Annotated in this window: 15 protein-coding genes, 2 pseudogenes and 1 riboswitch; of the genes and pseudogenes, 2 read left to right on the forward strand and 15 right to left on the reverse strand. The window is 50.8% G+C overall.

All coding sequences use genetic code 11. The annotated features are described in order from the left end of the window. Positions 1 to 210: 210 nt before the first annotated feature. The 9 genes and pseudogenes from prfB to ACTQ3A_RS13085 form a co-directional block, all read right to left on the reverse strand. Positions 211 to 1,369 (reverse strand): peptide chain release factor 2 gene (gene prfB / locus ACTQ3A_RS13045; protein WP_441101301.1). Its coding sequence is split into 2 segments (ribosomal slippage): positions 211 to 1,260 and positions 1,262 to 1,369, totalling 1,158 coding nucleotides; the frame shifts between segments, so codons are not numbered across the junction. A gap of 278 nt (positions 1,370 to 1,647) precedes the next feature. Then, the gene (gene secA / locus ACTQ3A_RS13050; RefSeq protein WP_441101302.1) at positions 1,648 to 4,242 is read right to left on the reverse strand and encodes a preprotein translocase subunit SecA; all 2,595 of its coding nucleotides are present in this window, start codon (positions 4,240 to 4,242) and stop codon (positions 1,648 to 1,650) included. Positions 4,243 to 4,346: 104 nt separating this feature from the next. Beyond that, complete coding sequence (hpf, locus tag ACTQ3A_RS13055; protein WP_441101303.1) at positions 4,347 to 4,874, reverse strand: ribosome hibernation-promoting factor, HPF/YfiA family; 528 nt, start codon at positions 4,872 to 4,874, stop codon at positions 4,347 to 4,349. A gap of 204 nt (positions 4,875 to 5,078) precedes the next feature. Continuing rightward, positions 5,079 to 5,927 (reverse strand): 16S rRNA (cytidine(1402)-2'-O)-methyltransferase, encoded by an 849-nt coding sequence (gene rsmI, locus ACTQ3A_RS13060; RefSeq protein WP_441101304.1) that lies wholly within the window; start codon positions 5,925 to 5,927, stop codon positions 5,079 to 5,081. Between the two features lie 61 nt (positions 5,928 to 5,988). After that, positions 5,989 to 6,729 carry a tRNA1(Val) (adenine(37)-N6)-methyltransferase gene (locus ACTQ3A_RS13065; protein ID WP_441495108.1) on the reverse strand — a complete coding sequence of 247 codons (741 nt, stop codon included), beginning with the start codon at positions 6,727 to 6,729 and terminating at the stop codon, positions 5,989 to 5,991. Positions 6,730 to 7,335: 606 nt separating this feature from the next. Further along, positions 7,336 to 8,178, reverse strand: a pseudogene (locus ACTQ3A_RS13070) (PSP1 domain-containing protein); the annotation flags it as partial. A gap of 58 nt (positions 8,179 to 8,236) precedes the next feature. Next, positions 8,237 to 9,226 (reverse strand): DNA polymerase III subunit delta', encoded by a 990-nt coding sequence (gene holB / locus ACTQ3A_RS13075; protein ID WP_441101324.1) that lies wholly within the window; start codon positions 9,224 to 9,226, stop codon positions 8,237 to 8,239. Between the two features lie 287 nt (positions 9,227 to 9,513). Further along, a complete protein-coding gene (locus ACTQ3A_RS13080) occupies positions 9,514 to 10,116 on the reverse strand; it encodes a guanylate kinase (RefSeq protein WP_441101325.1) in 603 nt (200 codons plus the stop codon). A 266-nt stretch (positions 10,117 to 10,382) separates the two neighbouring features. Further along, positions 10,383 to 11,741, reverse strand: coding sequence for an MATE family efflux transporter (locus tag ACTQ3A_RS13085; RefSeq protein ID WP_441101306.1), 1,359 nt, complete (start codon positions 11,739 to 11,741; stop codon positions 10,383 to 10,385). 181 nt (positions 11,742 to 11,922) lie between these two features. Next, a riboswitch (TPP riboswitch) is annotated at positions 11,923 to 12,030 on the forward strand. 172 nt (positions 12,031 to 12,202) lie between these two features. Between ACTQ3A_RS13085 and ACTQ3A_RS13090 the strand changes: the two are divergent. Further along, positions 12,203 to 12,501, forward strand: a pseudogene (locus tag ACTQ3A_RS13090) (thiamine-binding protein). Positions 12,502 to 12,585: 84 nt separating this feature from the next. Here ACTQ3A_RS13090 and ACTQ3A_RS13095 read toward each other — a convergent pair. Together ACTQ3A_RS13095 and ACTQ3A_RS13100 are read right to left on the reverse strand one after the other, a co-directional pair. Continuing rightward, entirely contained in the window at positions 12,586 to 13,674 is a 1,089-nt protein-coding gene (locus ACTQ3A_RS13095; protein WP_441101308.1) for a uroporphyrinogen decarboxylase family protein, read from the reverse strand. Between the two features lie 150 nt (positions 13,675 to 13,824). Continuing rightward, the gene (locus ACTQ3A_RS13100) at positions 13,825 to 14,997 is read right to left on the reverse strand and encodes an MFS transporter (protein ID WP_441101309.1); all 1,173 of its coding nucleotides are present in this window, start codon (positions 14,995 to 14,997) and stop codon (positions 13,825 to 13,827) included. 420 nt (positions 14,998 to 15,417) lie between these two features. Here ACTQ3A_RS13100 and ACTQ3A_RS13105 point away from each other — a divergent pair, with 420 nt between their 5' ends. Continuing rightward, positions 15,418 to 16,899 (forward strand): PucR family transcriptional regulator, encoded by a 1,482-nt coding sequence (locus ACTQ3A_RS13105; RefSeq protein WP_441101310.1) that lies wholly within the window; start codon positions 15,418 to 15,420, stop codon positions 16,897 to 16,899. On the opposite strand, the gene ACTQ3A_RS13110 is transcribed toward ACTQ3A_RS13105, so the two are convergent. The 4 genes from ACTQ3A_RS13110 to ACTQ3A_RS13125 form a co-directional block, all read right to left on the reverse strand. Beyond that, a complete protein-coding gene (locus ACTQ3A_RS13110) occupies positions 16,884 to 17,930 on the reverse strand; it encodes a uroporphyrinogen decarboxylase family protein (RefSeq protein WP_441101311.1) in 1,047 nt (348 codons plus the stop codon). The two genes, ACTQ3A_RS13105 and ACTQ3A_RS13110, sit on opposite strands and share 16 nt — an antisense overlap. Positions 17,931 to 18,129: 199 nt before the next feature. Continuing rightward, positions 18,130 to 18,507 carry a desulfoferrodoxin family protein gene (locus ACTQ3A_RS13115; RefSeq protein ID WP_441101312.1) on the reverse strand — a complete coding sequence of 126 codons (378 nt, stop codon included), beginning with the start codon at positions 18,505 to 18,507 and terminating at the stop codon, positions 18,130 to 18,132. Positions 18,508 to 18,655: 148 nt separating this feature from the next. After that, complete coding sequence (locus ACTQ3A_RS13120; protein ID WP_441101313.1) at positions 18,656 to 19,105, reverse strand: DUF1284 domain-containing protein; 450 nt, start codon at positions 19,103 to 19,105, stop codon at positions 18,656 to 18,658. 156 nt (positions 19,106 to 19,261) lie between these two features. Next, a complete protein-coding gene (locus ACTQ3A_RS13125; RefSeq protein WP_441101314.1) occupies positions 19,262 to 19,867 on the reverse strand; it encodes a biotin transporter BioY in 606 nt (201 codons plus the stop codon). Positions 19,868 to 20,067: the final 200 nt, after the last annotated feature.

A 20,067-nucleotide genomic window follows, 5' to 3' on the forward strand; every position in this document is an offset into this window, starting at 1 on the left:
CCGCTCACACAAAGTGTGAAGCGGTGGGGCGAACGCCGCGACAGACCGACGAAGTCGGTCACCTGTAGGATTGCGGGAGTGCGAAGCACGGAGCAATCCGTAGCTTATACAAGGTTATTAAAAAAACAGCTCTTCGAAAACGCAGACAGGTCGCCTGTCGCGAAGCGTGTGTAAGAGACTGGATGCGATTTCGAAGGCACTTACTTTTCGTTACTTCGTGTGCTCCTTCTTCTTCAGCGCGCTCCACTTCAGGTACGCATTGATAAACGGGTCAATATCGCCGTCCAGGACAGCACTTGCCTGTGCACGCTCTTCTCCTGTCCGCAGATCCTTCACCATCGTATACGGCTGAAGGACATAGGAACGGATCTGATGTCCCCATGCAATATCCGTCACCTCGCCGCGGATTCCGGCCTCTTTCTCCGCCTGCTTCTCCAGCTCAAGCATATACAGCTTTGATTTCAGGACCTGCATAGCCTTGTCCTTGTTCATATGCTGAGACCGCTCGTTCTGACAGGTGACCACGATACCGGTCGGCAGATGGGTGATCCGGATTGCCGATGAGGTCTTGTTGACGTGCTGACCGCCGGCACCGCTGGAACGATAGGTATCCACACGGATGTCCTCGTCACGCACTTCGATATCAATATCCTTGTCCAGATCCGGCATGACATCGCACGATACGAAGGAGGTCTGCCGCTTTGCCTGCGCATTAAACGGAGAAATCCGGACCAGACGGTGAACTCCTGCCTCCGACTTGAGATAGCCATACGCATTCTCGCCGTTGACCTGGAACATTACCGACTTGATGCCGGCCTCATCGCCTTCCTGATAATCCAGTTCCTCAATGCTGAAATGATGCCTCTCCGCCCACCTTGTATACATACGGTAAAGCATGCCGCACCAGTCCATAGCCTCGGTTCCGCCCGCTCCCGCGTTCAGTCTCACGATCGCGTTGCAGGAATCATATTCCTCGGAGAGCAGTGTCTTGATCCGGATATTCTCAAGCTTCTCCTTGAACTCATCCAGCATCTCCCGCACTTCCGGAACGACCGACTCGTCATCCTCTTCTTCGCCCATCTCGATCAATGTCTCGATGTCTTCCTTAGAGGATACCAGCTTCTTGTAGGTGTCCCGATCGTCCTTGAGATTTCCCAGCTCTCTTGTCTGCTTCTGAGCCTCCTCCGGGTTGTCCCAGAAATTCGGCTCCTCCATTTTTCTCTCTAATTCTTCGATCCGCTGCTCTTTGCTAGCGAGGTCAAAGTGAATCCCTCACTTCCACCAATGGCTGATCGAATGTCCTGAGTTCCTGTTTCATGTTTTCAAGTTCTACTACCACCAGCTTCACCACCTTTTGTTCTGTGAACATTTTATTCCGGTTTGCGCATCCTGAAGGGCCGGTTCCGAAAACCGGTAATCGGGGCCCTCTTTAACGAGAAAAAACACGCTGCGCGAGTTTTATCTCGCTATCGCGACGCTCGCCGCACACGAATACTTCGCATTCGGCTGCGGCTCACTGTTCGCGTAAAAAAATATTCCCGCCGCATGCCGTCATCTGTCCGACGGCATGACGATGCTGTCGCGCCGGCAGGACACCCCCGACACGGCAGCTCTTCTGATCATCTGCTCTTCGGATCAGTTCTTCACTCAGATATCCAGCGGCGGTGCTCCCTTCCGTCCGTGACACTGCTTATACTTCAGACCGCTTCCGCACGGGCAGGGGTCGTTCGGATAAATCTTTTTTGCCTTTTTCTGTATCGGCTTCCGTTCGGATGTGTCATCTCTGTTTGTTCCGGTGACCTGAGCTACCTGCTCACGCTCCACCTTCTCCTCGATCCGGACATGGTACAGCAGGCGGATGGTGTCCTCCTGAATTGACGCGGTCATTTCATTGAACATGTCATAGGCCAGCATCTTGTACTCCACCTTCGGATCCTTCTGGCCGTATGCCTGAAGTCCGATACCCTGGCGCAGCTGCTCCATATCATCGATGTGATTCATCCATTTCTCATCGATCACACGCAGAAGGATGACACGCTCCAGCTCACGGATCTGTTCCTCAGACTGGAACTGGGCCTCTTTTTCCTCATAAAGCCGGACTGCCTTGTCCTTGAGGTTCTGCTTCAGCTCCTCCTTGCCCTTCTTCAGAGCAGCGACATCTTCTTTCGTTATCTTCTGAAGAGGAATAATCGGAAGCAGCAGACGGTTCAGTTCATCCAGATCCCAGTTGTCCGGTTCATCTCCACTCTCGCCGATCGCCCGCTCCACGGTGTTGTCGATCGTGTCGTAGATCATCTTCATGATAGAATCACGCATGCTCTCGCCGTTCAGAACCTGGCGGCGCTCCTTGTAGATGATCTCTCTCTGCTCGTTGTTGACAAGGTCATAATCCAGAAGATTCTTACGGATTCCGTAGTTGTTGCCCTCGATCTTCTCCTGCGCCTTCTCGATTGTCGAGGAAAGCATCTTGTGGTGAATCTCCTCACCCTCGGATACGCCCAGAGATTTGAAGACGGACATCAGCTTCTCGGAGCCGAACAGGCGGAGAAGATCGTCTTCCAGTGACAGATAGAAACGGCTCTCTCCCGGATCTCCCTGTCGTCCGGAACGTCCTCGCAGCTGATTGTCGATACGTCTCGACTCATGCCGCTCCGTACCGATGACCTTCAGTCCTCCGGCCGCTCTCGCTTCCTCATCAAGCTTGATATCGGTACCACGGCCCGCCATATTCGTGGCAATGGTTACCGCTCCCGCCTCGCCCGCGTGGGATATGATCTCGGCCTCAAGCTCATGATATTTCGCGTTCAGTACCTGATGCGGAATTCCCTCTCTCTTCAGCATGCGGCTGAGAAGCTCTGAGGTATCAATGTTGACGGTACCCACAAGTACCGGCTGTTTCTTCGCGTGAGACTCCTTGACGTCCTCGATTACCGCCCGATATTTCTCCTTCTTTGTGATATAGACGGCATCATCATGATCGATTCTGGCGATCGGTTTATTCGTCGGAATCTCGATGACATCCATTCCGTAAATATCGCGGAACTCCTGCTCCTCTGTCAGAGCGGTACCTGTCATACCTGCCTTCTTCTCATATTTATTGAAGAAGTTCTGGAAGGTGATGGTGGCAAGCGTCTTGCTCTCGCGCTTTACCTTTACGTGCTCCTTCGCCTCAATCGCCTGATGCAGTCCGTCGGAATAACGGCGGCCCGGAAGCACTCGTCCGGTAAACTCATCTACGATGTATACCTGATCATCCTTGACAATGTAATCGCGGTCCTTGAACATCAGATTGTGCGCACGAAGCGCCAGGATGATGTTGTGCTGGATCTCAAGATTCTCCGGATCTGAGAGGTTATCAATGTGGAAGAACTGCTCCACCTTTTTGACGCCCTGCTCGGTCAGCGTCACAATCTTGTCCTTCTCATTTACGATAAAGTCTCCGGTCTCCTCGATTTCCTCGCCCATGATGGCAGTCATCTTGGTAACCTCGCCGGAAGCCTCACCGCGCTGAAGCTGTGTCGCCAGAATATCACACGTCTCGTAGAGCTTCGTAGATTTTCCGCTCTGTCCGGAAATGATCAGAGGGGTGCGGGCTTCATCGATCAGAACCGAGTCAACCTCATCGATGATCGCATAAGCAAGATCTCTCTGCACCATCTGATCCTTGTATATCACCATGTTGTCACGAAGATAATCAAAACCGTCCTCATTGTTTGTGACATAGGTGATGTCACAGTTGTACTGGGCACGGCGCTCATCATTCTTCATGCTGTTCAGAACGCATCCTACGGTCAGACCCAGGAACTCATGAACCTTTCCCATCCAGCCCGCGTCACGGCTCGCCAGATAATCATTGACGGTGATGATGTGCACTCCTCTTCCCGTGAGGGCGTTCAGATAAGCCGGCATCGTGGATACGAGGGTTTTTCCTTCACCGGTCTTCATCTCCGCGATACGCCCCTGATGAAGAATGATTCCGCCGATAATCTGAACTCTGTAGGGTTCCATACCCAGTACACGTTTTGCCGCCTCCCTTACGGTTGCAAATGCTTCCGGCAGAAGGTCATCCAGTGTCTCGCCGCCCGCCAGGCGGTCCTTGTACTCCTTCGTCTTGGCGCGAAGCTCATCGTCGCTGAGCGCCTGCATGGCGGGACGATAGGATTCTACCTTGTCTACGATCGGCTCAATTCGTTTTAACTCTCTCTGGCTGTGTGTGCCAAAGATTCTTTCTGATAATTTCATTCCTAAATTCTAAGCTCCTGTGTGGTTTACGAGGAAAAAACGCCTTTCGGCGTCTTTTCCCTCTGGCAGGTCTGCCGGAAACGGTGCGATCCGAAAATCTCAGATCAGTTTTCCGGTTCAATCAGACCATAAGTGTTTCCTTTTCTCTTATATACGACATTAACCTGATCCGTGTCCGCATTCATGAACACGAAGAAATTGTGTCCGAGAAGTTCCATCTGTACGCATGCGTCTTCCGGATACATCGGCTTGATATCAAACTTCTTCGTCCGGACAATACGGATCTCCTCATTCTCCATATAATCATTGTCGATGTATGTCTTCTGGAAATTAGAAGCAGCCTGTTTCTTGTCTATAATTTTCGTCTTATACTTGCGAAGCTGACGCTCGATCACCTCTTCTACAAGATCAATGGATACATACATATCGTTGCTGACCTGCTCGGAACGGATGATTTTGCCTTTGACAGGAATGGTAACCTCGATTTTCTGTCTTTCTTTTTCCACACTCAGTGTAACGATTACGTTTGTATCCGGTGTGAAATATCTCTCCAGCTTGCTCAGTTTTTCATTTACTGCAGCTCTGAGACCGTCGGTAATCTCTATATTCTTTCCACTGATCGTGATATTCATAAAAACATCTCCTTTCGAGGGGTACATACACCCTATTTTGATTAGAATATTATAACAACAGATCCGGCATTCGTAAAGTGCAGATAACCCCTGCGTGAACAGTTGCGCGCATTTACGCGGTCCCGGGTCTGTCGGACCGGCCGGACACTGATACATCTGTGAATAACTGCACCCGGTCACCATGAACCGGGCCGTGCCGAATCCTTATGTGTTTTTGTTGAGATATGCGTAGATCTCCCGTTTGCCGCAGCCCCGGTCACGGGCTACCTGCTTCATGGCCTCTTTCCGGTCTGTCCCGCGGTCCAGATAATATGCCATGTGCTCTTCCACGGTCATTTTCTTCCAGAACTCCTGCTCTTCCTCTTTCCGCTCCCGGAAACTCTTTCCCGCAATGACCAGAACGAACTCACCTCTTGGCGCTTCCGTCTCAAAATGTTCCAGCGCGGCGCCAATTGTCGTCCGCTGTACATTTTCGTGCTTTTTTGTCAGTTCCCTGCAAAGACTGATCCTCCGTTCTCCGCCGAGCACATCCCGAAGCTCCCCGAGCGTCCTCACCAGGCGGTGGGGCGCCTCGTAGAGAATGATCGTTCTCGTCTCTGCCTTCAGGTCCTCCAGTACCGCTGCCCTCTCCTTTTTCTCCATGGGAAGAAATGCCTCGAAGGCGAACCGCCTCGTGGACAGTCCCGACATCGTCAGCGCCGTAATACAGGCGGCCGGCCCCGGAAGCGAAGTGACCTCTATCCCCGCCTCCACGGCCAACTCGACGAGAACCTCTCCCGGATCGGAGATGCCCGGTGTGCCCGCGTCCGTGATCAGGGCAATATTCGTTCCGGAAAGCATCTTCTCCACAAGCTGTCTGCCCTTGTCGTAGCGGTTGTTCTCGTGATAGGCAGTCATCGGGGTGTGGATATCAAAATGATTCAGCAGCTTGATGCTGTTTCTCGTATCCTCCGCGGCGATCAGATCCGCTTCCCTCAGCGCCCGGACAACCCGGAAGGTAATATCCTCCAGATTTCCAATCGGTGTTGCGCAAAGTGTAAGTCTGCCCGGCATTACAGCCTCCTTTCCGGCACTTTCGCCGTATCTCAATTGTTTTCCATGAGCCGGCGCGGGATTATCTTCCGTCACCGTAAATCTCGCGAATCTCCCGGGTATATACGCCGGGCCTCTCGTATACGATCAGAGGTTTTTCCACCCGGATCCTCGGATTTCCGTTCTTGCACGCTTCCAGAAGAACCATGTTCGGTTCCTTGTCCGCAAAAGGATACACCAGACGCATCCGCTTCGGCTCCAGCCGGTACTCCTTCAGGGTACACATAATCTCCGCCAGGCGGAAGGGCCGGTGAATCAGGTAGAAGCGTCCTCTGTCCGTGAGAACCCGGGACGTCTGCTCCGCAATGTCCCGAAAGCTGCACAAAATCTCATGTCTCGCGATGGCCACTGCCGGATCGGGATTCGTCAGGCCGTGCCGGCCGATCATATAGGGCGGATTGCTGACCACTACGTCAAAGGAAGCCGCACCGAATATGGATACGGCTTCCCGGATGTCTCCCTGTACAATGGATATTCTGTCGTTCAGATGATTAAGGGCCACACTTCTGCCGGCCATATCCGCGCTTTCCTTCTGAATCTCCAGCCCCGTAAAGCTTCGCCCGGGTGTCTTGGCAGCCAGAAGGATCGGCAGAATTCCCGTCCCCGTTCCGAGATCCAGCACCCGCTCTCCCGGTTTTACCTTCGCATAACCGGACAGAAGCACCGCATCGATTCCGTAGCGGAAGCTCTTCTGCCCCTGGATGATAAAAAATCCATTCTGGAGATCATCCAGATGCTCTCCTTGTTTCAGTTCTGGGGACATTTACGACTCCTTGTTCTCTTCCGGCATCTCTCTTCTGCTTCGATCCGGGCGTCTGCGGTCCCGTCTTCTGGTCCGCTCCGGATTCTGTGATTCGGAATCTCTTCCGTCCTCCGGAGAGCGCTTTTCTCCCCGCGCGCGAAAGCCTTCACTCTCGCGACTCACCGTTCCTTCCGGATCCATCCCATTTCTTCTGTCACGGTTTCCCCGTCTTCCACGACGGTTTCGCCGGCTTCTTCTCTCCGGATTCTCATCCTGACGTTCCTCAGCGCCATCAGCCTCCGGAGCCGGTCTGCCTCCCCTTTCGGAGTTCAGCCTCTCACCCGCAGCCGTCCTCTGGCGCCGTTCCTGCTCTCTTCCCCCGGATGATTCTCTGGATTCTCTCCTGCCGCCATCTCTTCCGGACTGCTCCCGTCGGCTCTCTCTCCGGTCTCTTGCTTCCTTTCTGCCGGAGAAGCCGTTATCTCCCGGTGCGGACTTCTCTGATTCTCCCTGCGCGCTGCCCTCTCCGGAAGAAGCAGCCCTGCCCGGCCGCTCCTTACCTCCGCGCTCAGCGCGAGTGTTTGCTCCGGATTTTCCAGGCTGGCCGGAACGTTCTGCGCCAGCATGCTCCTTCTCCGGTTTTCCTCCTTTTTTCCGCTTCTGAATCAGCGTTATCTCCTCTGCCGCATAATCTGCGACCTCTTTGTCATCGCCTTCCTCGATCAGTACCCGAACCTTCTGACGGAGAACATTCAGAGACTGTACCTCTCCTTCCCGTCCATCCGGCGTCTGAACCACATCGCCGACGCCCGGCAGCTTCCGGTTCAGGTATTCATAGGTTTCCTCCTCATTCTTAAGACAGCACATCAGCCGCCCGCAGACTCCGGAGATCTTCGCCGGGTTCAGAGAAAGATTCTGCTCTTTTGCCATCCTGATCGATACGGGCGCAAAATCAGACAGATACGTACTGCAGCAAAGCGGTCTTCCACAGGTTCCAATTCCGCCGAGCATCTTTGTCTCATCGCGGACACCGATCTGGCGAAGCTCGATCCTTGTCCGGAACACTGAGGCGAGATCCTTTACCAGCTCCCGGAAATCCACTCTTCCGTCCGCCGTAAAATAAAACAGCATCTTCTTGTTGTCGAAGGTGTATTCCGCCTGCACCAGCTTCATATCCAGGTTGTGATCCCTGATCTTCTGTCTGCAGATCCGGTAGGCTTCCTTTTCCTTGCGCTGATTCTCCTTCTCATGCTCAATGTCCGCCTCTCCGGCCACGCGAATCACCGGCCGAAGCGGCTGCACCACCTGACTGTCCTCAACCTCCCGCGGCGCAAGCACAACTCTTCCGCACTCCACGCCCCTGGCGGTCTCAACGATGGCGTAACCACCCTTCTTGAATTCCATGTCCTTCGGATCGAAATAGTAGACCTTTCCCCCATTTCGAAACCGGATTCCAATAATTTTTACCATATTGCTTACTCCTATCAATCCCGTTCCCGGGATCTGTATTTCACATCATCTCCGCCGGTCAGCACTCCCGTATTGTGAGAAACAGAAGCTCAAGTGTCAGATCAGGATTTACATTCGCCCGGAATCTTCCCGCTGCCGTCTGTATCGCTTCCAGAATCTTCTGCAGTCCCTCATATGAGCTGGTGCTTGCACGTTCCCGGATCGCGTTGATCTCACCCTTCAGCACAAGACCGTCCACTTCCCGTGTCGCCTTGAACATCAGGACATCATGGAACCAGATCGTGAAGATGTCGAAATAATCGTAGATTTTCTGCTTATCTCCGGCCATCTCCCGCACGGCGTCAATCATCTCACTGACCTCCATCTTCTGGGAGTTCTTCAGAAGATATACGGCATTCTCCACCATCTCCATGAATTCAGAGGACTCTGCGATCCGTTTTGCCTTGCCGATATTTCCCTGGGCAAAGGATGCCATGATATCCGCCTGATAGTCGGGCACATGGAGCTGCTGCATCAGATAATCCTTCATCTCTTCCTCGGTAACCGGCTTCAGATTTAATGTCACGCATCTGGAGCGTATCGTCGGAAGCAGAATCTCCGGATTGTCCGCCAGAAGCATGATGACGGCATATTCCGGCGGTTCCTCGATCGTCTTCAGAAGCGCGTTCTGCGCCTGCGGCGTCATCTTTCCCGCTTCCTCCACGATATATATCTTATACCTGCTCTCATAGGGACGGATCTGCACATCCTCCACCAGCTGCTCCCGGATCTCGTCGATTCCTACAGAGTTCGGCTTTTCATGCGTCACATAGATAATATCCGGATGATTTCCGCCAAGAGCCTTACGGCAGGAGGCACATTTTCCGCAGGGTTCCGTTCCATGCTCCTCGCACTGAAGCGTCATGGCGAACAGTGTCGCTATGAGCCGCTTTCCAGATCCCTTCTCCCCGCCGATAATATACGCATGAGAGATTTTTCCCGTCCGGACTGCATTCTGAATATGTGACACTACATCTTTATGTCCAACAATCCCCGCAAATCCCTTCATTTCGTCAGGTTCACGCATGATTAATCCCTCCTTGAGCTTGATATTCTGCGAACTTCTGCTTCGCGCGTGACGATCTTGTCTGCATTTTCGAAGAGCTATTCAATCTATGATACCATAATTCCTGTCGCCTGGGTACCCTCCGCCTGTTCTTCTTCTGCTGCTGTCCATCCTTACTGTGCGCATGACTGACAAGGCCGATCGTTTACAGGATCCTTATCTGAACATGATGACTGGCAGCGTTTTTTCTTCCTGCGCATGATTGTCGGCATTCTTCTTCTGTCAGGGCATCATGGCCGGCGCTGTTTTATCGAAAGGATAAAGCCTGCGATTTCATCGATGCATTCCTGGATCGTTCCGTTGTTTTTAAACCGCCTGGTGATGCCGGCCCGCGCTGTTTTTTCCCCGGAAAAGTCCTTTTGATCCGCCAGAAATCGCCTGCACATTTCTTCGTACTGAGGCTGCTTCTGCTTCCGTTCTCTCCGCAGTGCCCGCTCCAGACGGATTCCATCGTCTACTTCAATATAGATTGGAACCATGACATTCCTTCCGTAGTACCGGACCATCTGCTCATAGGATTCCAGCGTACCGATTCCGAGATAATCGCTCTTCTTCAGATCAATCTGTCCCTCATCCGCCGTAAAATAATACCACGGTCCGCTGACCGTCTGATAACAGCGTTCCTCAATGATCCGCCCGGCTTTTCTCAGTTCCGCCAGATGCCTCTCGTCTGAAAAATAATATTCTCTGCCGTTCTCTTCTCCCTGCCGCATCGGCCTTGTGGTATACAGCACGATCGGCTTCAGATTCAGCTCCGACCGGGCAAGCAGCGCGGTGTATATGTGATCCTTCCCGCTTGCGCTCTTTCCCATAATGTAAAAAATTGTACCCATATTCACTCTCCACCGGTCACCGATACGCCCGGTGCCTCTCTCGGCTTCGTCCTGTATCATGACCTCATCCCGAGCTGCGGCTTCCTCCCACACAGCGGCCTTTCTCCTGCGTCACAACATCTGGTCCGCACCGCGCATTTTCCCTGAGTCGTAACATTTGATCCGCGCAGCGGTTTTTCTGTCGCACGATTTCCTTCCCCACGACCGCGGCTGTTACCTGCGCTGCGGTTTTCCCGCGCCGCGGTTTTTTCTGACGCTGTGGCTCCTTACTCTGTCTCCGCTTTCTCGTTTGTCGGCCTCTTTCCCATCCGGCGAAGACGCCGGATCAGGAATGGAAGCTCAAATATGCTCATCGCGATCCATCCGAAAAGATACGACCATGGAATCGAGATGAAACCCCAGTGCCACACGAACACCATCGGTATTTCCGATGCGACCCGGACTCCCATGTTGATCAGACTGGAATATAACGTGACCTTCAAGTCCCCCGTTCCCCGGAAATATCCCTGAAGTCCGTTTGTGAACGCGGGAACCGGATACATGACCGCAATGAGCCGCATATAGCGCTGCCCTTCCGCGATGACCTCAGGATCCGAAGTAAACAGCCTGGTCAGCGGCCCTGCCGCCAAAAACACCACAGCACCGATCACCACGCCATAAACGAGCTCGCAATACATTCCGGCACGATATGTCCGCTTCACCCGCGACGCATTCCCCGCTCCGACGTTCTGCGCCATCACCGAAGTCATGGCGTGCGCGATATTCTGCTGGGGAATCGTTGCAAAATCATCCACCCGGTTCGTTGCGTTGAAAGCCGCCGTCGCGTTTACCCCGAGCGTATTTACGATGGTCTGGGTTCCAATCTTTCCCATCTGAACCGTGCTCTGCTGGAGCGCACTCACAAAACCGAACGCAAGGGTTTTCTTCAGCATCGACCAGTCAAAGATCAGCCATTTTTTTCCAAGACGAAGCTCCGGAACCTTCCTCTGAATATAGAAATAACAAAGAACCGCACTGAGGGCCTCACAGATCACCGTACTGATCGCGGCGCCTTCCACTCCCATGTGAAGTAACGCGATAAAAAAAAGATCCCCGAGAATATTCAGTACCGCACTTCCGCCGAGAAAAATCAGCGGAGAGACGCTGTCACCCATCGCCCGCAGCATACTGGCCAGATAATTATAGATAAAACTGAAGAACATGCCGAACAGTATGATCCTCAGATAGAAGACTCCCTCCGGAAGAATGACCGCCTCCACCTGCAGCGCCATCAGAAGCGGCTTCGCTGCCACAAACATCACAGCCGCGACTGCCACGGAGAAAACGCACCCTGAGATCATTCCCGTACTTACCTGTCTCTGCAGCTCCTCCTTCTTTCCCGCTCCATACAGCGTGCTTACCAGTATTCCCGCCCCGAGACAGATCCCGTTTGTGAAAAGCAGAACCAGGGTAACCAGAGGATTTGTCGTACCCACTGCCGCGAGCGCTGTTTTTCCGACAAACCGTCCCACAATCATGCTGTCTGCCGCATTATAAGTAAGCTGAAGAAGCGTTCCCAGAACCAGGGGAATTGTAAACAGTATCAGGGTCTTTAGAATCGGCCCTTTCGTCATATCCTTCGTCATATCCCAAACCCGCTTTCAAACTCATACCTGCACATTATACCACCGAAGATGCAGGATTCCATTTTAAATCTGCGGCAGGCGGGCAAAATCAACAATTAACTTTGGTATCCTTTGCTGCCTTTGCTTTGCTGTTTTAACCCGCCACAGGATTGACACTGAAAAATAAAGTGACTAAAATATAGAAATACAGCAGGGGAGTCCGCCGGAAAGGACTGAGATACAGATGTTGTCTGTGACCCTTATACCTGATCTGGATCATGCCAGCGTAGGAAGCGTAAAGAGAATCATAGGATTTTTCCGTAGAAAACCCGCTCTTCATCCTTGATACAGCAGTGCCTGATTCATTCCGGTGCTGCTGCATTTTTTATGCCGACAGACGCAGAAATCCACCTGCGGCGCGCGATTTCCTTGTTGGCTGTTGAATACGAAGATGTTGAAAAGGGAAAAGGAGGAAAAAAGAAATGAAGGCAAGTGTAGCCATTCAGACATTACCAGATGTGGACAACGATGAAGAGCTGATCCGGATTGTAGATGAGGTTATCGCCTACATCAAGAGCACCGGCCTCAGCTATTATGTGGGGCCTTTCGAGACCGCCATCGAAGGAGACAGCTACGACCAGCTGATGGACGAAAGGAATGCCAGCATGTCGCAATCCGCGCCGGCGCACCGTCTGTCTCCGCATACATCAAGGTGGTATACAACCCGGAACAGGAGATTCTGAGTATCGACAAAAAAGTTTCAAAACATCATACGAAATAATACCGACAGAAATTTCCGGAGCCAGTCGTCATGAGTATCCCTGCTGCAGTCATCATATATATGCCAGCTGCAGCAGGGATATCTTCAGCCCTCTCTGTGATAAAGCCTGTTGTAGTATTCCAGGGAATAGTGGTAGAGCTCGTCCCTCGCGATGTCCGTCTGTTTCGGATCTGTCATATCCGTCATTACGCTCGCCAGGATTCTGCCGTTTTCTCCGTAATGATCCACGAAATCACGCACAATTCTCCGGATTTCTTTCTCATCCGCCCCGTGTGGTATATCAATATCAAAGGCGAAGCTCATTTTCGTATTCCACTGATCAAACAATTCATCGTAATCATTGGCACGATGCTGCGGATTCCAGTAATCCACTCCCATTTCGATCATTTCCGGGAGATACTGGCCGTTCTTGCCACAAGAGTGCAGCTCTACAAACCGACCATTCTTTTTTACGAAATCATGCAGGAATTTTTTCTCATAAGGCAGAAGCTGCTCATCGAACATCTTGTTCGAGAAAAAGCCTGCGCGCTCGGTGCCCCAGTCATCGTGATACAGAACGCCGTCCACGCGCCCGTAATAATCGAATACCTTCTGCGTTGTCTCGATCTTGTAGTCCGCCATTTTGTCAAAGAAGTCCGCCAGAAGCTCCGGTTCCTCATAAAATGCCATCAATGACTCCGCAAACGGAATCAGCTCGTGAAGTCTCTCAAAAATGCCTTCCGTACACTGGTATATATGCACACGATCCGGATCCAGATCCTTCTGAATCTTCTTCCCGTCCGCTTCAAAATCGACCCCGGAGATATCCGGCCATTCCAGTTCTTCCTTCCACTTCGAAAAATCCGATATGGTTCTGGTTCCCGGTTTGGTAATCATACCGTTAATACTGTCGACCATCTCCCAGTATACGCCCCACCAGTCATATCCGCTCACCTCCGGAACCGGATGTTCCTCTATGGCGTCCGGCCATATGGTATTCGATTCAAAGAAATAGCACGGAATCCAGTACGGTTGTTCTCCCTTGACCGCACGGATGTAATTGTCCCGCACGGATACCGGCCTCCCGCTGATCGGCGGTTTCGGCTGCTGAATCAGCCACGGAAATGTACCCGGCTGTGCCCAGTTCCTGGAATAATCTCTCTCTGATGCCCTTTTCATATATTTTCCAATCATATCTATTCCTCTTTTCCTCAACCTGTAAGCTTCTCAATTTGAAAAATATACGCATTCAATTTCGTCAAAAACTCTGTTCCTGCGCCGGCTGATTATATCTATTCTTCCCGTCGTTCCTGTCCTTCTTTTCTTTCTTATGTATTTTCTGTCTTATGTATTTTCCTTCTTGAACGGACTCGCAAAAACAAAGATGACTGCCGCCACAAGATCGAATACAATTGCGATCACAATCATCGGAAGAATAAAATGATCCTCACCAAAGATCCGCATCAGAAGCGAATTATACGGTGAAGCCACAAATCCTCCCAGATTCATGCATGCAAGGATAAGAGAAGATGCCATTGCTACCGTGCTCGGTGGTGTCACCATGCCCATCCATGTCATGAATGCGGGGAAGAAGGTCGAAAATCCGAATCCCACAACAATAAGACCTATGGTCATGACGATCATGCTGTGTCCGGCGAAGACCAGCAGAAAACCAACTCCGCACAGAGCCATCCCCAGAGTAATTACAAACCTCTTTACTGCCTTAAACAGAAAACCGAAGGTGAAACCGGCAGCCACTCCGGCAACTGTGTACAGGGAGAGGGATGTGGCTGCCACTGCAGGACCACCGGCATTTCTCTGCACAAACAGCGTCGACATATTCAGCATGATCGGAAACGCGAACAGATTGTAGAAAAAGATCAGTGCTGCGATCACATACACCTTTTTTCCGACAGACTCCTTTTTCCCACTGTTCGAAACGACCTCTTCCACCGGCGGCTCCGGAAGGAAAAATGCCATGATCACGGCAACAATAAGGAGCGCATGCCCCCAGAATACCATCTGCCAGCCTCTCTCACCCGTACCTGCCAGGAATCCTCCCAACATCTGCAGGACAATTCCTCCGGCATTCATAAACAGCGTACCATATCCCAGAATGCTTGCCTGTTTCTGTCCTTTATACAAGCCAACGATCAGCGCATTGCCGAGCGGCGCCATGAGACCTGCTCCGAAACCCATGACCGCGCGGCAGACCAGCGTAAGCTCAAAATTGTCAAAAAACGCCGGCGCCACGCCTCCGATCAGCGCAATGACTGACGCAATGATCGCAAGCGTCCTGTACCTGATCTTTCTCCCCATTATCGCCCCGGCAAGAAATGTGCCGATCACGATGAATAAGGTCGGGAGCGTTGAAATATAGGAAATATACTCTGCCTTGTCCGGCCAGTGTTCCATAAAAGTTGCCATAGCGGGGGTCACAACCGTGATCGCCATTGAGACAAAATACAGTGTCATGATCGCCGCAAGCTGTGGGCCACGTACCTTTTTTTCTTCCATCTTTTATCCTCCTTGTAAATTTTCCTTGTAAATCCTCCTGTCCTGCATAAACGACACTGCTATACGTGTAAATTCGCCGCACCGCAATTAATCAGGTTCGGTCTTCTTCCATTTTTCCGGAACCGCGCGCACCTTTCCGGACTGCAGAAAACCGAAATTCTTGTTCATGGTTAATATTCTAGAGAAATAAACCTTTCCGGGACAGAGCATGTCAGCACAAGAATACCGAATTTACGGCTTTGAATTTTGTGCCGTAAAACAACAGAAAGATAAAAAATACCGAATTCACAGTTTTGACTTTTGTGCTATGAAACAGCCAAAAGCCAAAATATCAAATTTACGTTTTTGATTTTTTGCTGTGAAACAGCAGAAATGTTATACTCATAATTGAGGATAAAAAATAATGAAGGAAACAATATCATGAAACTAAGTATGTGGATGATCGCCAACCGGCTCTCTCCTTTAATGGATATTAAGACCAGTATTCGACCGGACGCTGCTCCGGTACTGAAAAGTGCAAGGCTTGTATATTCCACGGACTGTGTCCATGTCTATCCGGAAAAAAACTACGTCGTCTGCAGCGGAGAAGGGGATAAGATCTATCTGTATGACGTGACCGTAAAAGAAGCATTTGAAATCATTCAGGATGTTTTTGATTTTTACCAGGACTGGGAAGATGGGATTCAGAAGGCTGTTCAGAAGAATGATTTCCAGAAAATCACCGATTCCTGTGAGCTTATGATACAAAATCCAATGAACATACAGGACGCAAATAACAGGCTTCTTGCGATAAGCAGGCATCCGGATCCCGCAACCGTAGACCCGGAATGGGAATATATCAGCCGATACGGCTACTCTTCTCTGAACGCAATTAAGGCTTTCGACCTCTCCAACAGCAACATTGATTTGAGCCGCCACGGCGTGCATCATTTCACCGCTGCCGACCTTGCGTCACTGGAATACGGAGGCCTTTCTTATATCCTTGAGTTCAACGGTGTACCGTGCGGAAGAATGACCGTTCTTGAGATGGTGCGCCCTGCAAACGCCGGCGACTGCCAGATCCTTGACCGAATTGCGCAGTACCTTGAACCGGCACTCGGCACCATCACCCTCTCCGGAGCATCCAGTCCGTGTTTCAACGCAATATACAGCCTGATTTTTCACCGGACCTATGACCCGAGAGAGCTTCAGATGCAGCTGACGTATCAGCAGTGGACCGAAAATGACGATTTTCAGATGCTGCTCATTCAGCCGGACTCCAGGCAGAATTCCTATCGGTCGGTCGAAATTCTATACGGAATCCTGCAGCACAATCTGCCAAGCTGCGTAATTTTTCGAAAAGACCCCTTCGTACTCGTACTCTCGAACCAGATCCTCGAAGGGAACCAGAATCTCACCGATTTTCTCACGGCGATGCATAAAAGCAATCAGATCCGGGCCGCCTTCAGTCTCGGTGCGAAGGGAACTGCTGAGATTCCATGGATGCTGAACCAGTGTCTCTTCGCAATAAAAAACACAGATCTGAAAACGCCTGATGGCTGGCTCACCGGATTTGCTCCCCATGCCATTGATTACATTCTGTTTTTTGCAGAAAAAAATGAGCGGGTGCACGCCTGCCACCCGCTGATCCGCAAACTCTGGTATGATCAGGAAACCAACCATGACGAGACTTTTCAGACCCTGCTGACCTATCTCGACAACGAGCGCTCGGTCAGCAAGACCTCTGCAGTCCTTTTTACGCACCGCAACACCGTCATGTACCGGATCCGGAAATTACAGGAAATCTATCCCGTTGATCTGAATGATCCGCAAACGAGATACTATCTCCGTCTTTCCATGGAGATCCTGTCATCTCCGGTCCGATTGAACATGGAATCCTTCCGCGATCAGAACATGATCTGAATCGGCTCTCTTGCCGCTTCCAGCTGTTCCTTCGTAAATCCATACTTTTCTTCATTGATCTTGTCAATGATATCAGACATACTCTGATATACGCCCGGGAATACGGAGCCGGGACCTCCCTGTGCGATGCAGGGAATGAAGTATCTGGTTCCGTCTTCCTGAAGCGTCTTCCGGATCACCGCCTCATTGTTCTCGTCCGTCCATCCCTCAAAATCTACCAGATGATTCTCGATTCCTCCCATGAAGGTAATCTTTCCGTCTGTCTCACGGAGAAGCTTCGGAATATCATTCGTCGAGAAGCATCCCTGCCATACATCAATTCCCATCTCGATCATATCCGGAACCAGTGTCGCGGCATAGCTGTCAGAGTGATGGAAGACATACTTTACACCGTGATCGTGATAATATCCGTAGATCTGCTTATACGGCTCTACGAAAAATTCCTCAAACATCGACGGACTCATAAAGGTACTCTTCTGACTGCCCCAGTCATCGTGATGGAAAATTGCCTCCGGATGAAGATGATCACAGATTCCTTCCGCAATGCGCAGCTCGAACTCCGTCAGCATCTTAATCATGTCATGAAGCTCGTCCGGGGACTCATACATCGCCATCAGCGTATCATCGATCTTGCACATATGATGACACTGTTCAAATACTCCTGGCGCAATAAATGTGGTCTTCATCGCCTTATCCCCGACAGCGTCATACATCTCCTGACATTTGCCCCACTCTTCGTCCGTGAAATTCGTATCCGGGACTTTTACATAATCCTGCCAGTGATCAATATCCTTTACCAGAACATGCTCCGCGTCCTGCACAGGGAATGCGCCGGGCGTGTTCTTCGGAAATGCGTTATAAACACCCCAGGCATTCGGAATTGCGTCCTTGACCTCTGTTCCCTTTGGCACCATCGGCGAACGGAACAAGAAAGGATGAAACAGAAGAGCAATTCCCTCATACTGGTTCACAATCCGATCCGGTTTTCCGCCTTCTATTGTTTCGATTAAATTTTCACGTGCTGTTAACATAACAAATACCTCCCTTTCCGAATATCTCTTTCTGAAGAATGCTCCTGTAAACGCCCATACGATAAATTGTGGAACATTCTGTATACGCTACGGATTTCTACTTACTACTTTACTATCCCGCACAATATTTGCCATGTAATTTCAACACAAAAAAAGAGCGGCATCGCCGCTCCTTTTTTGTGCCGTACGGTCACTGCGATCAGATCTCCGCTTTCCAGAGTCCGTGCAGATTGCAGTATTCATATGCCGCGACTGGTTCCTCTCCATCCGCGAGCGCAAAGACCGCCTCCGGCTTATCTCCCGGTTTCAGATCTCTCTTCTGGAATCCGTTCTTTGTCTCCAGGATGATCCACTGGATATAATGTTCATCCATCATTGGATGTGCCACGCTTCCGACCTTGACCGTAACCGTTCCGTTCTCAACACTGACCACCGGCACATGCTTCTCTGTCGCCGCGTCCGTCGTGTTCGGTGTAAGCTCCTTCATCGTTTCGCCGCAGCACTTCGGCGTACATGCCGTCTTCTCCGTCAGAAAAGTAATAAAGTTTCCGCATCCATCACATCTGAAAAATAACATATCTATACCTCCTTTTTATCTGCCACCCTTGCGCGTGGATCAATACAGCTCCTGGCATGTCTGCAACATAGCCATTTATCTCATGATACACGAATATTAAGCTATACTCAAGCATGTTTTCTGTAAAATAAAAGGAGTAACACGCATTTTACAGATCTGTCCGTGTGCGGACGCCAAGGATTCTGTCCCGGCACAGGCTGACTGGATACCAGCTGCAGGTTCCGCATATGGAATGCAGCCTTTCCCTGGTCATATGATCATCAATGTCCCGTATCAGCTTCTGATAATTGTAGGTCTCTCCCTCCTTCAGACCGAACAATTCCATGACCTTCCGGTCAAAAGCAAGCACCTTGTCATCGCTCACGCAATGCTCAGAATCGCTGAGATTCGGACAGGCGGCACAGATATCATCCGGACGAAGGGTGATCTCAATACGAAAGTTCTCTTCCCGGCGCATCCGCGTTACATAAGCCGTCATCCTTCTGACGAAATGTTCATCATAGCCTTTTCCCTCATAACCCTGCGTACACAGCAGATGATGGGGACGAAGCCTCATATCCGCCTTCCGGCCGTCTGTCTCCATAACACAATTCTCCATATCCGCCTTCCGGCCGTCTGTCTCTATAAGATGGTTCTCCTTCCGGAAATGAGACAAAACACGTTCGCTCGTGATTCACGTATTGTATTCCGCAAATGACACAAAACACGATAACACACGATTCACATTGTGTATTCTGCTGACAAGTTAATGAATTCACACAGCAGCTGTGCGTCTGACCTCCAGAACATGTGCCTTCTCCAGAGAATGCTTCAGAACCGGACCGAGAATCAGCACCAGAACCGCCTTCAGAATCGACGTTGGAATAAAGGGTATCACACAGGCTGTGAGCGCTGTCATAAGATTTGCCTGTGCGACTGCCATAAACCACACAGATCCCACCGCATAGTTCAAGACGTAGCCGACCAGAACACCGATCAGAAGGCTCACGCAGGAAATGACCTTTCTGCTCCGCGCACTCTTCGACGCAGAAAGGCGAACGCCGATTTCATCTCCAAGACCGGTAAACAGCGCAATCAGCGGGAAGGAAACAAGGAATCCACCCGTCATTCCCATAATCGCGCCGATTCCGCCTGTCCATCCGGCGAACACCGGAACGCCGATTGCACCAATCAGTATATAGATAACCGTTGACCAGAATCCCTTCTTCGATCCGAGAACTGCGCCAGCCAGCGCGATGATCAACGTCTGCAGCGTCATCGGAACGCCGCCCGGAAGCGGAATGCTGAACTGTCCCACGATACTGATGATCGCCGCAAAAACAGCAATCATACAAAGGTCCTTTACTGTATTCTTCTTCATTGATTTTTCTCCTCCTGTTTTTAAACAGTTCTGAGTATAAATTCAACGAAGAACATTGTCAACCTATTTTATCTTTTAGGGTGACAACGTATAAGCCATAAATGATAAAGTCCTGATGTACCACAAATGAAAATGTCCCGATTATGGTAGAATATTACTTTCTATAATCTATCAGATCGGAGGACATAGCTTATAAGAAG

This window comes from Bilifractor sp. LCP21S3_F8 (assembly GCF_052117805.1).
Lineage (GTDB): Bacteria > Bacillota > Clostridia > Lachnospirales > Lachnospiraceae > Bilifractor.